The organism is Pedobacter sp. Leaf170, assembly GCF_920984665.1.
Lineage (GTDB): Bacteria > Bacteroidota > Bacteroidia > Sphingobacteriales > Sphingobacteriaceae > Pedobacter.
The window spans coordinates 144,032-157,240 of the sequence record NZ_CAKLBP010000007.1; the positions used below are offsets into that span (position 1 = coordinate 144,032).

Here is a 13,209-nt window from a genome sequence, read left to right on the forward strand (position 1 = left end):
CGGTTTATGAATTAACATCGATTTAACAAATAAATTTGCAGTTTTGAACATCCCTGTTTTACAGGGATTTTTATTTTTATAGATGAGCAAGAAGAAATTACCTTTTTTTAATAGAGAAATAAGCTGGTTGTATTTTAATGAACGCGTTTTACAAGAAGCAGCAGATGAAACTGTTCCTTTAATTGAGCGCATAAAATTTCTCTCTATTTTTTCATCTAATTTAGAAGAGTTTTACAGGGTTAGAGTGGCAACAATGACCAGGCTTACCAATTTGAATGATAAAGCAAAAGCCTTATTAGGCTTCAATCCTAAAAAAATCCTTAATGAAATTAAAAATATCGTTGTAAAGCAAGAGCGAAAATTCGATCAGCTTTTTCAAGCGACTTTAATTAATGAATTGGCTCAAAACCGTATTTTCATTTTAAATGATACCCAGTTAAACGTTAGCAGAGGCGAGTTTGTAAAAAATCATTTCAGAGATAAAATCCTTTCGAACCTGGTTCCGATAATGCTCGATTTGGATAAGCCATTCCCCGAGCTTAAAGATCGTTTCCTTTACTTCTTTGTTAAGCTTTCTAAGAAAGATACTAAGGTTAGGGAAAAGTACGCCTTAATTGAAATGCCGCACAACCTGCCAAGGTTTTTGGTGTTGCCAGAAACAAATGATTTGAAATTTATCATCCTTGCAGAAGATATTATCCGTTATTGCCTTGATGATATTTTCTATGTGTTTAATTATGATAATTTAGAAGCTTATTCTATTCAGCTTACGCGAGATGCAGAACTGGATATTGACAAAAATATTAACGACAAATTTATTGATGATTTAAAAAGTAGCTTAGAAAAACGTAAAAAAGGTAAACCCATGCGTTTGCTTTATGATTCGGCTATGCCACTTAATATGCTTACCGTTTTAGTTAATAAATTAAAGCTTGAAGCAGAAAGTTTAATTCCTGGAAATCGATACCATAAATTTGGTGATTTTATTGCTTTCCCAAATGTTGGTGGAAAAGAGTTAGAATATTCGCCGATTGTTCCGTTAAAAGTTCATGGTTTACATAGAACCGAAAGTGTTTTTAATAAAATTGCTCATAAGGATTATTTAATTAATCTTCCTTATCAATCATACGACTATATTATTTTATTCTTACGCGAGGCTGCGATAGATCCAAAGGTGGTTGAAATTCAAATTACTTTATATCGCCTTGCAGAAAATTCTAAAGTTATAAATGCTTTAATTAATGCTGCAAAAAATGGCAAAACGGTTTCTGTTTTAGTAGAATTGAAAGCACGATTTGATGAGCAAGCCAATATTTTTTGGACTAGCCGTTTAATGGAAGAAGGGGTAAAAGTTAATTACGGTTTAACTGATTATAAAGTACATTCTAAAATTTGCCTTGTTAAGCGTATAGAAAAAGATAAACCCGTTTATTATGCAAATTTAGCCACTGGAAATTTTAACGAAAAAACAGCCAACATATATTGCGACCATAGTATTTTCACTGCTAAAAAAGAAATTACAAACGATTTAGTAAAACTTTTTGATGCCTTAAATAAAAGAACTGTAACTAAAGGATTTAAGCACTTAATTGTTTCTCCGCTCGAAAGCCGTTCTCGTTTAACCAATTTTATCAATCGAGAAATCAGAAATGCAAAGGCTGGTAAAATCGCTTATATTTTATTAAAAGTTAATAGTTTAGCCGATGAAAGCATCATTAACAAACTTTATGAAGCCAGTAATGCAGGCGTTAAAATTCAGCTTATTGTAAGGGGAATTTGTTGCCTTGTTCCTGGTATTAAGGGTTTTAGCGAAAATATTTCTGCTGTAAGTATTATCGATAAATTTCTGGAACACGCCCGTGTTTACATCTTCAGCAATAATGGTAAAAACGATATGTATTTATCATCTGCAGATTTAATGAGCAGAAATATAGACCATAGGGTAGAAGTTGGTTTTCCGGTTTTAGACCCAGATGTTAAGCAAGAAATTCAGGATATTATTGATATACAACTTCAGGATAATACAAAAGCCCGCCAAATAAATGCTTTAAACAATAATAAATACCATAAAAACAGATTAAGTAAGAAAACCCGTGCTCAGGTAGATATTTATAACTATTTGAAAACGAAACATCAATAATATGTTAAGATACGCTGCCATAGATATTGGCTCAAATGCCGTTAGACTTTTAATCGCCGATATCTCTAAACACGACGGTAAATTTAAATACAAGAAAAATACCTTAATTAGGGTTCCGTTAAGACTTGGTGATGATGCATTTTTAGACCAGAAAATATCTGCTAAGAAAGCAGAAGACCTGGTTAAAACCATGTTGGCTTTTAAAAACCTTATGGATGTTTACCACGTTACAGAATATTTGGCCTGTGCTACATCAGCTATGCGTGAAGCTGATAACGGACAAGATATTGTGAAATTAATTAAAGAGCGAGCCGAAATAGATCTAGAAATTATTGAAGGTCAGCGTGAAGCTAATATAATTTATGCCAACCATATCGAACAAGATTTGGATCAAAGCAAAACATATCTTTATATTGATGTTGGTGGAGGTAGTACAGAACTTTCGGTTTTTGTAGATGGCATTCCGGAAGCCTCAAAATCATTTAATATCGGTACCATCAGAATGCTTGATAATCAGGATAAAGAAGAAACATGGGACGAAATGAAAACCTGGGTTAAGCACCACACCAAAAATCATAAAAATCTGGCAGCCATTGGTACTGGTGGTAACATTAACAAGCTTTTTCGCATGGCGGATGAAAAGGATGGCGCACCAATGTCTCTACAAAAACTAAATACACTTTATAATAAACTAACCAGCTATTCATTAAAAGAAAGAATTCATACTTTAGGTTTAAATCCGGATAGGGCAGATGTTATTATACCTGCCAGCGAAATTTATCTTACTTTGATGAAATGGACTGGGATTAAAATGATTTATGTACCTAAGGTTGGGATGGTAGATGGTATAATTAAACTCTTAATAGAGGAAAAATTAGATTAATATTCTTCTGAATAAGCTTTGTTTAGATAACTTTTTACTTCAGTATTTATATCGTCGTTAAAATACAATCGCAGATGATGATTATATTGGTTTGTTCCGAAAACCTGAGCAATTTTTGTGAAACATAAATTATCTTCAAAGCAGACATTGAATGGAATTACAACGTGAACGAAGTTTTTACCCAATTGGGTTACATAAGCGATTTTGTTTTTCCCTTTAATGGCGATCATAGATTTTAAGGGTTGCAATTCTACCGGGCCAATCTTATTAAATTCATCAATAAAAAAACGGAATAACTCAAGAGTATATTCCGTTTTTCCTTTTAAAAAATCTGATAGTTCTTTGTCAGACATATTTTATTCTTCCAATAATTTGGCTGCAGCTTCATTAACAAACCAGGTTAATTTACCATCAACTGGATTTATAAGTTGCGCAGGGTAAGTTGCAAAATCTTTTGTTTCATCGCCAATAACATGCCTTAAAGCCTCTGCTTTATTTTCGCCAAATGCCAGGAAAGCTATATTTTCAGCTTTATTGATTAAAGGCGCCGTCATACTTACTCTGTAGGTATTAAGTTTTTCTACAAATACTGCGGCAACATTTACCTCTTCATCATTTACCAAATCAGTATGTGGGAAAATAGATGCGGTATGTGCATCATCGCCCATGCCAAGCAAAATTAAATCAAAAACAATATCGCTTCCTTTAAAATGTGCGTCGATACTTTTCTTATATTCAATTGCTGCTTTTTCTGGCGCTAACGTGGTGTTAACATAAAAAATATGATCTTCTGCTACGTTTAAATTATCAAAGAAATTCTTCTTCGCCATTAAGCCATTGTAGTTTTCATCGGTATTTGGCACATTTCGTTCATCCCCAAAAAAGAAATAAACCTTTTCCCAGTCAATCCTGTCTTTACAATCAACAGATAAAATTCTGTATAATTCTTTTGGCGAATTTCCACCGGTTAAAACAAAATTAAAACGATCGTTTTCTTCAATTGCCATTTCAGCAATTTTTATAATGTAATCAGCTAAATCCTGATTTAATTCTTCGAGCGTTTTATAAATAAGTAGGTTCATGTGTTGTAAATTGGATGTCATGTTGAGCTACAAAGCAATCTTAAAATAAACTGATTTACTAACGCTTTAAGATTGCTTCGTGCCTCGCAATGACAGGTAATGAGTATTAATCTTTATTCTTTAATGGCAAATTAAACCAATGGAAGCCATCTCTTGCAATAAGTGCTTCGGCTTCTTCTGGTCCCCAACTATCAGCAGGGTAATTTGGAAAATTGATTGATTTTTTGCTTTCCCATGTATTTAAAATAGGCATTACCAATTCCCATGCAGCCTCTACCTGGTCGCCACGCATAAACAAAGTTTGGTCGCCCATCATGGCATCAAGCAGCAAAGTTTCGTAAGCTTCAGGTGTATCACCTTCATACGTTCCTTTATAATCAAAAACCATATCAACAGGGTTTAAAATCATATCTAAACCTGGTCTTTTAGCTTGTACCTGCATGCGGATGCTCATTTCTGGCTGCAAGCTGATAATTAATCTATTTTGTTGCCAGTTTTCGGTTACACCAGATGAAAAAATTTGATGCGGAACATCTCTAAACTGAATAGTAATAAGTGATGAAGTTTGATTTAAACGTTTTCCGGTTCTTAAATAAAAAGGAATACCTTGCCATCTCCAGTTATCAATATGGAATTTTACAGCAGCAAAAGTTTCGGTATTTGAATGGTCGTCAACGCCTTTTTCCTGGCGATAACCTGGAACTTCTTTACCTTCAACCCAACCTTTGCTATACTGCCCGCGAACGGTATTGAAACGAATTTCATCTGCATTAAATGGTCGCATTGCTCTTAAAACCTCAACCTTTCGGTTTCTAATTTCATCTGCATCAAAATTAATTGGTGCTTCCATACCAATCAAACATACCAATTGTAGCAAGTGGTTTTGAATCATATCTCTTAATGCACCAGAACCTTCATAATAACCGCCTCTATCTCCAACACCTAATTGTTCAGATACTGATATTTGCACATGGTCTATATAGGTTCTGTTCCACAATGGTTCGAAAAGTGCATTTGCAAAGCGGAAAGCCATCATGTTTTGTACAGTTTCTTTACCTAGATAATGGTCTATACGATAAATCTGCTTTTCAGTAAAAATTGTACTTAATAGCTTATTTAATTCTTTTGCAGATTCTAAATCATGACCAAAAGGTTTTTCGATAACGATGCGACTATTGTCTTCGTTTTGCGTTAACTTATATTTATGCAAACATTCTGCAATAATAGGGAAGAAGTTCGGTGCAACTGCCAGGTAAAAAATAACCTGCGTTTCTGGTCCGAAATCTTTTTGATATTTCTCTACCGCTGCTTTTAAGTTTTCGAAAGTTTTTGGTTGCGCAAAATCGGTAGGGCAATAGTGTATAGTATTGCCAAAATCTTCCCACTTCTCTTTTTTAACCTTTCCAGAACGCGAAAATTGGTTTACAGCATCCTCTAATGCTTCATTATAACTCTTATCTGTAAACTCTGTTCTACCTGTTCCAATTATTGCAAATTTATCAGGCATGTAGCCTTCCATAAATAAATTGTAAAGCGCAGGAGCAAGTTTACGTTTATTTAAATCGCCGGTGCCACCAAATATTACAAATATTGTAGGGCTTAATGCGGTGTTTGATTTCATTTTATTTGTTTATTAAAACTAGGGATGCGTTTATGAAAGTTTATTCCAATCGGCATGGAACACACCATCTTTGTCAATTCTTTCAAAAGTATGAGCACCAAAGAAATCTCTCTGAGCCTGAATTAAATTTGAAGGCATTCTTGCCGTTGTTATGGTATCGAAATAAGTTAGCGTAGATGCAAATGCCGGAATACCTACACCTGCGTTTACACAAGCAGAAATAGTTTTGCGTGTGCCTTTTAATGTGTTTTTAATGATTTCCTGTATGCCAGAATCACCAAATAAATGTTCTAATGAATTATTTTTATCGTATGCCTGATAAATATCCTCTAAAAATTTAGCTCTGATGATACAACCACCACGCCAGATTTTAGCAATTTCTTGTAATTGCAAATCATACTGATATTCTTTAGAAGCTTGTACCAGTAAGTGCATGCCTTGTGCATAGGCGCTAATCATCGAGAAATAAAAAGCATCTTCTAATTCATCAACAGAAACATCAATTTTGCCATCTTTTTTGCCAAATGCTTCTTCTAATGAAACTCTAAGCTTTTTAAATTTTGATAAATCGCGATTCGATACAGCCTCATTAATAGTTGGCACCGGAAGTTGTAATTCCATTGAAACTTCAGAAGTCCATTTTCCTGTTCCTTTTGAACGGGCTTCGTCTTTAATCTGATCTAATAAATCATTTTGAGTTTCGGTATCTTTAAATAGGAAAATCTCTGCAGTAATTTCCAACAAAAATGATTGCAGGCGACCTTCGTTCCATTTTTTGAAAACCTTATATATTTCTTCGTTTGAATAGCCTAAACCATTTTTTAAGATTCCGTAAACTTCGGCAATGAGTTCCATAATTGCATATTCTATGCCATTATGCACCATTTTAACAAAGTGACCAGAGGCACCCGGACCTATATAAGTTACGCATGGGTCGTTATTAACTTTTGCGGCAATAGCATCGAAAATATCTTTTACAACATTGTAAGCTTGTTTATCGCCACCCGGCATCATACTTGGGCCAAAACGTGCGCCTTCTTCGCCACCAGAAATACCCATGCCAAAGAAGTGCAAGCCTTCTTTTTCTAATTCATCAACACGGCGGTTTGTATCTGTAAAGTGAGAGTTTCCGCTATCGATAATAATATCTCCTTTGCTTAAAAGTGGTTTTAACTCGGCTATAACGCTATCAACAATTGGTCCGGCAGGTACAAGTAACACCAAAGTTCTAGGTGTAGATAAATGACTGATAAAATTTTCGATATTATCGAAACCTTCGAGATTATGTTTTTTACCTTCTTCTTCGAGTTTTGCAATCATTTTCTGGTCTTTATCGTAACCAGTAACAGAAAAACCTTTATCGGCCATGTTTAGTAAAAGGTTACGGCCCATGGTGCCTAAACCAATCATTCCTAATTTGTATTGCTTTGAATCGCTGTTTGCCATTTTTATTTCTTTTATACCCAAAATTAGGGTTTACAAATTAATATATGCGTGTGTGTTGTTAATTGATTGTAATAAAAATCTAATCGGTTATTCAATTATTTCTTTGGGCTCACAGTTGTGATGTTATTGCCATCATTTAGTTTCCAGAGTTTTGCACCACCTTTAATTCCATCGCGATTTGATACTACTTTTATGTTGTCATCAAGCTTAAAATCGATGTGTTTAGAATTACCACCACCTATATATAAAGTATCGTAATTGAAAACTGTTTTATAAATTTCAATAACTTTCTTTAGTCTTTTATTCCACCTTTCTGGTCCAATTTTTTCGAAGGTTTTATTACCGATGTAATCATCATAATCTTCTTCCTTATTAACAGGTAAGTGAGCAAGCTCTAAATGTGGTAACAATCCACCATCAAAAAGCAAGGCTGTACCAAAACCTGTTCCTACGGTAAAAACAATTTCAAAACCTTTACCCTCTACAACGCCTAAACCTTGTTGGTCTGCATCGTTAACAAGCCTTACTGGTTTATTTAATGCATCAGCAACGCGTTGAGCTAAATCAATATCTTCCCATTTGTTTTTTGCAAGGTTAGGTGCAGTTTTAACAATACCATTTTTTACATAACCAGGAAATCCAATCGAAACCCTGTTAAAGGTATCTGGAATTGGTTTTATCAAATCAACAATTCCCGAAACAATATCTTTTGGAGTAGCGCCTTCAGGGGTTTTACTTTTCATGTATTCTGATAACATGTTTCCATTTTCATCCAAAAGCACTGTTTTAATGCTTGTTCCGCCGATATCTATAGATAAAATGTTGCTATTTTCTGCTTGTTTTTTTGTAGCCATAACTTTGCTTTTTGTTGGAATCGAAGTTCTATAAATAATTTAAAACCACAAAAATAAAATAGAGTAATAAAAGATTAGTTTTAAACTACTAAATCTATATAATTAGTAGAATATTTTTAAGTTTGCATAGTTTCACTAAAAAATGAGAATTAACATGTCGCACATTAACTATCTGGCCTTTGCAATACCTGCATTTTTTCTTTTTGTTTTTATTGAATATAGAGTTGCTCAGCATAGAAGGCAAAAAACCGTTTTTAAATACGAAAGTTCGGTGGCTAATTTTAGTATTGGCATAGCAGAGCGACTTTTAAATTTATTTATCGCAGCAAGTTTTTACCAGGTTTATTTTTGGGTTTATAATAATTACGCAATTTTTAATATTTCTGATAAATGGTACATGTGGTTTATTTTATTATTGGCTACAGATTTAGTTTGGTATTGGTATCACAGACTTGGGCATGAAATAAACTTTTTGTGGGCAGCACACATTGTACATCATCAAAGCGAAGAATTTAACCTTACCACGGCGGCAAGGATAACAACAATCCAGGCAGTTTTTAGAAATGTGTTCTGGTGTACTCTGCCTTTAATTGGCTTTCATCCAAATATGATAATTACAATTTTGCTCGCCCATGGCGCTTACTCATTTTTTACGCACACACAACTAATTGGTAAGCTAGGATTGCTTGAACATATTTTTATTACCCCATCGCTTCATGGAGTTCATCATGCATCAGATGAAAAATATCTTGATAAAAATTATGGCGACGTTTTTGTTTTTTGGGATAAGCTTTTTGGTACTTTCCAAACCGAAGAAGAAGCTCCTAAATATGGTTTAACGCACCCAATTAAAAGTTATAGCTTTTTATGGCAGCACTTTCATTATTATTTAGAAATTTTAGAGGCCTGCAAACGTGCTACAAGTTTTAAAGCAAAAATTAATGCAGTTTTTGGTAGCCCGGCATTGATGGACCAAAATATTAGACCTTACCTCGAAGAAAAATATCATCAGGCTAAGAAACAAACTAAACCAATACAATTTAAATTTTATCTGAATTTGCAGCTTGTTATTGTTGTAGGCTTATTAACGCTTGTAACACTTTTCTTTAAACAACTATCTGCCCTGGATGGCGCTGCAGTTCTTACTTTCATACTTCTTTCATTAATCAATATCGGAGCTTTGCTAGAACAAAGAAGGTGGATTTATTATTTAGAATGTTTTAGATTGATTTTGACTACAGCCTATATTTTTTACAGCTTTAATATTATTGAATATTTAGCCCTTCCAGTTTTGCTTTTCATTGTTTTAGAACGGGTTTTTTCGCTTAGCGATAAATACTATAAATATGTTTTAGATTATCAAAAAACTTCAAAATAGTATTTCTTTATCTTTCGATTTTTCTAACCTATAGTATTGTTACAATTGCTATGCTTTCGTAAAAGCGCTCAAATAAACTTGGTTCTGTTTACCTGGTTTATGATTAGTAACAAAATTATTACGGCATTTAATTTTAGAGATACTTTAATCATTTAGCCTCCAAATGGCTGTTTTTATTCGTTTTTGACCGTTCTGCTCATGTTAACAAATCATTAACTGGCTTATAAAAATCTTCATAATGATTTTATACACTTAACATGAGTTTAAATTATTTTTAGTTTCGATTTGTTTTCATAATTTTATTAACGAAACATTAAGAAATAAAAAACTAACAAATCGCAATTAAAAAGGGCAAGGTTGCAGATTTTAACAGTTAGTTAATATTATGTTAATGTAGGTGGGCTTATTTTGCCGGTAATCCGGCTCGAAAAAAATCAAAAATTAATATTCCTATAATCAGCATTACTAACCGGATTTAAACAATTTATGAACAAAAACTCTACCCAACAGAAATCAGGATTTCTTTGCAGCTTCTTTGCAAGAAAAAGTGGTCCGGAAGATTTCAAGAAAAACCGACAGTTTATCCCATCTCATTTATGGATAAAAACCCTGCTTTTACTCCTTTTAGCTTTTCCTCTTTACAGTCAGGATTTATTTGCTCAGCAAAACAATCAGAATGTTACTGTAAAAGGTAAGGTGCTGGATGAAGACGACAATCAACCTGTAATTGGTATTACAATAAGTGATAATAACAGAAGAGTGCTTGGAACAACTAATAACGATGGTAATTTTTCAATCACCATACAAAAAGGTACTACTATTTTATTTAACATGCTTGGCTATACTGTAGTTAGCCGAACCTTTAATGCGAATGAAAATAATGCGGTAATCAGGCTAAAATCATCTTCAAGTCAGTTAAATGATGTGGTGGTAACCGCTTTGGGTATTAAGCGTGAAGAAAAAGCACTTGGTTATTCAGTAACAAAAGTTGACAGCAGTGCTTTTACAAATGCTGTAGCCAGCAACTGGACAGATGCTTTATCTGGTAAAGTAGCAGGTTTAAACCTGGTTAGAAATAGCGGTCCGGCTGCATCAAATAAAATTATTTTACGTGGAGAGAATAACCTGACGGGGGATAATGAAGCGCTAATTGTGATTGATGGTGTTGTTGCAAGTAGCTCGGCCAGAAGAACTGCAGCCTCATCTGGCGGTGTTTACGGAACTTCAGGTGATATCATGCCACCGGATTTTGGTTCTGCTTTAAACGATTTAAACCCAGATGATATTGAAAATGTAACTGTTTTAAAAGGTCCTGGAGCATCGGCATTGTATGGCCAGCGAGGGGCGAACGGTGCAATTATCATCACAACAAAATCTGGTAGTAAAAACAGTAAAAAACTTAACATCACTTTTACTTCAAACAGTACATGGGAGCAGGTAAGCCGCGGACCTGATGTTCAAAATCAATTTGGGCAAGGGCAATTTGGCGTTTCATATTTTTCTTATGGTAACACAGAAGATGGTGGAAGCACAAACGGAACCAGTGCAAGTTGGGGTGCACCATTTGCAAATGGAGGCATGTTTTATCAATATGACCCTGCTACTAAAACCAGAGGTTTAACCAGAACGCCTTGGGTAGCGTACGAAAATCCGGTTGATGCTTTCTTTAAAACCGGTTTTGAATCCTCAAATTCTGTTAGTTTAGATGGAACGTATAAAAAAGTTGGAATGCGTTTTTCGGCAAGTCATGGAGATAACTCCTGGATTGTTCCGAACACAGGTTTAGAGCGTACGTCAGCTTCTTTTTCAGCAAATGCTGATGTAACCAAAAAATTAAGCTTAAATTTTAAAATTGCTTATAACAACAGGCATAGCGATAATTTACCGGCAACAGGATATGGAAACCAATCGCTAATGTATTGGTTTATGTTTGCGCAACCGAATGTAAACACAGATTGGTATCGCGATTATTGGGCGGTTGATAAAGTTGGAACTCAGTTTGTAAACATTACAACTACAAACCCTGAAAGTCCTTACGCAATTTCAGAACAATACTTAAACAAGCAGCGTAGAAATGGTGCATTGAGTAGTTTACAAGCCAATTATAAATTTACCGATGAATTAAGTTTATTGGTTCGGGGTTCGATAGATTATAATCATGATATCCGAGAAACGCAACGTCCGTTTGATGCTGCAGGAAACAAATTTGCTCAAGGTTCTTATCGTATTCAGGATATTAACTCGTATGAAGTTAATGCCGATTTCTTACTAAGATACGATAAAAAAATAACCGAGAATTTAAGGATGAATGCCAATATTGGTGGTAGCCAAATGCGTAACGAGTATAAAAAATCAGAATTACGTGCTGATGGATTAGTTACGCCAGGCGATTACAGTTTAACGAATAATGCTAGTCCATTAGTTTCTGTACCTGATACGGCACGTTATCGAATTAACAGTTTTTATGCGGCCATATCATTCAGTTATAAAAATTACTTGTATTTAGATTTAACTGGCCGTCAGGATTGGAGCAGTACACTAGCTACGCCATTCAGAACAGATAATGTTGGTTTCTTTTATCCATCGGCAAGTGTATCATTTGTGCCTTCTGATTTATGGAAAATGCCAAGTCAAATCAGTTTCTTTAAGCTAAGGGCTTCAGTTTCTCAGGTTGGTAGCGGTGGAACAACACCTTACCGTACAGCCTATAACTATAATCTTGCATCAAATGGCATTTATCCGGATAGCGCCATGTCTAACCCAACGATATTGCCAAATCCGAATTTAAAGCCATTAAAAACCACCACGATTGAAGTTGGTACTGAATTGCGTTTATTTAAAAATCGCTTAAATTTCGATTTTGCAGCTTACCTTGGTAATACCAAAAATCAAATATTAAGCCGTATAGTTGATAGAGCAACAGGTTACAATGTTGCCGTGTTTAATGTTGGTAAGGTAGAGAATAAAGGTATCGAGCTTGCCGTGAACGGAACGCCATTAAAGGCGGGCAAGTTTAAATGGGACCTTACCGGAACATTTACTGCTAATAGAAATAAAATTGTTGAATTAGCAGATAGCTCGGTTGTATTAAGAACCGGTGCTTTAGGTGGCGGGCAAATTGTTGCCAATGTTGGGGGCAGTATGGGCGATTTATTTGGTAATGGTTATCTACGTTCTCCAGATGGCCAGATTGTTTACGATGCCGTGACCGGAAACGCAAAAACCAGCACAGGATTAGTTTATTTAGGTAATACAATGCCGAAATTCAGATTCAGTTTTGGTTCAACTCTTACTTATGGCAGTTTCAGTGTTAACGGTTTGTTCGATGCTCAATTAGGTGCTGTAGCACATTCATTAACTTTTTCGAGAATGGCATCTTTGGGTAAATTAAACTTAACATTACCTGGTAGATATAATGGTGTAGTGGGTGACGGAGTAATCCAAAATACAAACGGAACCTATCGTCCTAATGATGTTGTTGCTACAAACTTAGAAAGTTTTTACACATCACTTTACGGTTCAGACCAGGCAGAGGGTAGTGTTTTCAGAACCGATTATTTAAAATTCAGAGAAGCAAATATCACTTATGCTTTCAATCCTAATTTCTTAAAAAGAATTGGTTTCACAAAAATGACCATTGGTGCTTACGGTCGTAATCTTTTCATCTGGTCACCATGGCCGGCTTTCGATCCTGAGTTTGGAACACTATCCGGAACTGATATCGTTCAAGGCTTTGAAACGGGTCAGTTACCATCTACCAGAACTTATGGTGTGCGTTTAGTTGTGGGCTTATAATTGAAATAAA

9 protein-coding genes are annotated in these 13,209 nt (G+C 34.8%); 4 read left to right on the top strand and 5 right to left on the bottom strand.

Annotation, left to right across the window (positions count from 1 at the left end; genetic code table 11):
• Window positions 1-82 precede the first annotated feature (82 nt).
• Together ppk1 and LUA90_RS16355 are read left to right on the top strand one after the other, a co-directional pair.
• A complete protein-coding gene (gene ppk1 / locus LUA90_RS16350; RefSeq protein ID WP_231491753.1) occupies window positions 83-2,140 on the top strand; it encodes a polyphosphate kinase 1 in 2,058 nt (685 codons plus the stop codon).
• Between the two features lies 1 nt (window position 2,141).
• Window positions 2,142-3,023 (top strand): exopolyphosphatase, encoded by an 882-nt coding sequence (locus tag LUA90_RS16355; protein ID WP_231459705.1) that lies wholly within the window; start codon window positions 2,142-2,144, stop codon window positions 3,021-3,023.
• Here LUA90_RS16355 and LUA90_RS16360 read toward each other — a convergent pair.
• The 5 genes from LUA90_RS16360 to LUA90_RS16380 all read right to left on the bottom strand — a co-directional run bounded on the left by LUA90_RS16360 (window position 3,020) and on the right by LUA90_RS16380 (window position 8,026).
• The gene (locus tag LUA90_RS16360; RefSeq protein ID WP_231459704.1) at window positions 3,020-3,376 is read right to left on the bottom strand and encodes a DUF5655 domain-containing protein; all 357 of its coding nucleotides are present in this window, start codon (window positions 3,374-3,376) and stop codon (window positions 3,020-3,022) included. The genes LUA90_RS16355 and LUA90_RS16360 overlap by 4 nt on opposite strands.
• A 3-nt stretch (window positions 3,377-3,379) precedes the next feature.
• Window positions 3,380-4,105, bottom strand: a complete 726-nt coding sequence (pgl, locus tag LUA90_RS16365) for a 6-phosphogluconolactonase (RefSeq protein ID WP_231491754.1) — start codon at window positions 4,103-4,105, stop codon at window positions 3,380-3,382.
• A gap of 106 nt (window positions 4,106-4,211) precedes the next feature.
• Window positions 4,212-5,726, bottom strand: coding sequence for a glucose-6-phosphate dehydrogenase (gene zwf / locus LUA90_RS16370; RefSeq protein WP_231459702.1), 1,515 nt, complete (start codon window positions 5,724-5,726; stop codon window positions 4,212-4,214).
• A gap of 30 nt (window positions 5,727-5,756) precedes the next feature.
• Complete coding sequence (gene gndA, locus LUA90_RS16375) at window positions 5,757-7,172, bottom strand: NADP-dependent phosphogluconate dehydrogenase (RefSeq protein WP_231491755.1); 1,416 nt, start codon at window positions 7,170-7,172, stop codon at window positions 5,757-5,759.
• Between the two features lie 95 nt (window positions 7,173-7,267).
• Window positions 7,268-8,026 carry an ROK family protein gene (locus tag LUA90_RS16380; protein WP_231491756.1) on the bottom strand — a complete coding sequence of 253 codons (759 nt, stop codon included), beginning with the start codon at window positions 8,024-8,026 and terminating at the stop codon, window positions 7,268-7,270.
• Between the two features lie 142 nt (window positions 8,027-8,168).
• On the opposite strand from LUA90_RS16380, the gene LUA90_RS16385 reads away from it, so the two are divergent.
• Window positions 8,169-9,404 carry a sterol desaturase family protein gene (locus tag LUA90_RS16385; RefSeq protein ID WP_231491757.1) on the top strand — a complete coding sequence of 412 codons (1,236 nt, stop codon included), beginning with the start codon at window positions 8,169-8,171 and terminating at the stop codon, window positions 9,402-9,404.
• 486 nt (window positions 9,405-9,890) lie between these two features.
• Complete coding sequence (locus LUA90_RS16390) at window positions 9,891-13,199, top strand: SusC/RagA family TonB-linked outer membrane protein (protein ID WP_231491759.1); 3,309 nt, start codon at window positions 9,891-9,893, stop codon at window positions 13,197-13,199.
• Window positions 13,200-13,209 lie beyond the last annotated feature (10 nt).

What these genes read in the sequence shown, in the direction of transcription:
- ppk1 (WP_231491753.1), top strand. Translation starts at nt 83, where the DNA reads ATGAGCAAGAAGAAATTACCTTTTTTTAATAGAGAAATAAGCTGGTTG.
- LUA90_RS16355 (WP_231459705.1), top strand. Translation starts at nt 2,142, where the DNA reads ATGTTAAGATACGCTGCCATAGATATTGGCTCAAATGCCGTTAGACTT.
- LUA90_RS16360 (WP_231459704.1), bottom strand. Translation starts at nt 3,376, where the DNA reads ATGTCTGACAAAGAACTATCAGATTTTTTAAAAGGAAAAACGGAATAT.
- pgl (WP_231491754.1), bottom strand. Translation starts at nt 4,105, where the DNA reads ATGAACCTACTTATTTATAAAACGCTCGAAGAATTAAATCAGGATTTA.
- zwf (WP_231459702.1), bottom strand. Translation starts at nt 5,726, where the DNA reads ATGAAATCAAACACCGCATTAAGCCCTACAATATTTGTAATATTTGGT.
- gndA (WP_231491755.1), bottom strand. Translation starts at nt 7,172, where the DNA reads ATGGCAAACAGCGATTCAAAGCAATACAAATTAGGAATGATTGGTTTA.
- LUA90_RS16380 (WP_231491756.1), bottom strand. Translation starts at nt 8,026, where the DNA reads ATGGCTACAAAAAAACAAGCAGAAAATAGCAACATTTTATCTATAGAT.
- LUA90_RS16385 (WP_231491757.1), top strand. Translation starts at nt 8,169, where the DNA reads ATGAGAATTAACATGTCGCACATTAACTATCTGGCCTTTGCAATACCT.
- LUA90_RS16390 (WP_231491759.1), top strand. Translation starts at nt 9,891, where the DNA reads ATGAACAAAAACTCTACCCAACAGAAATCAGGATTTCTTTGCAGCTTC.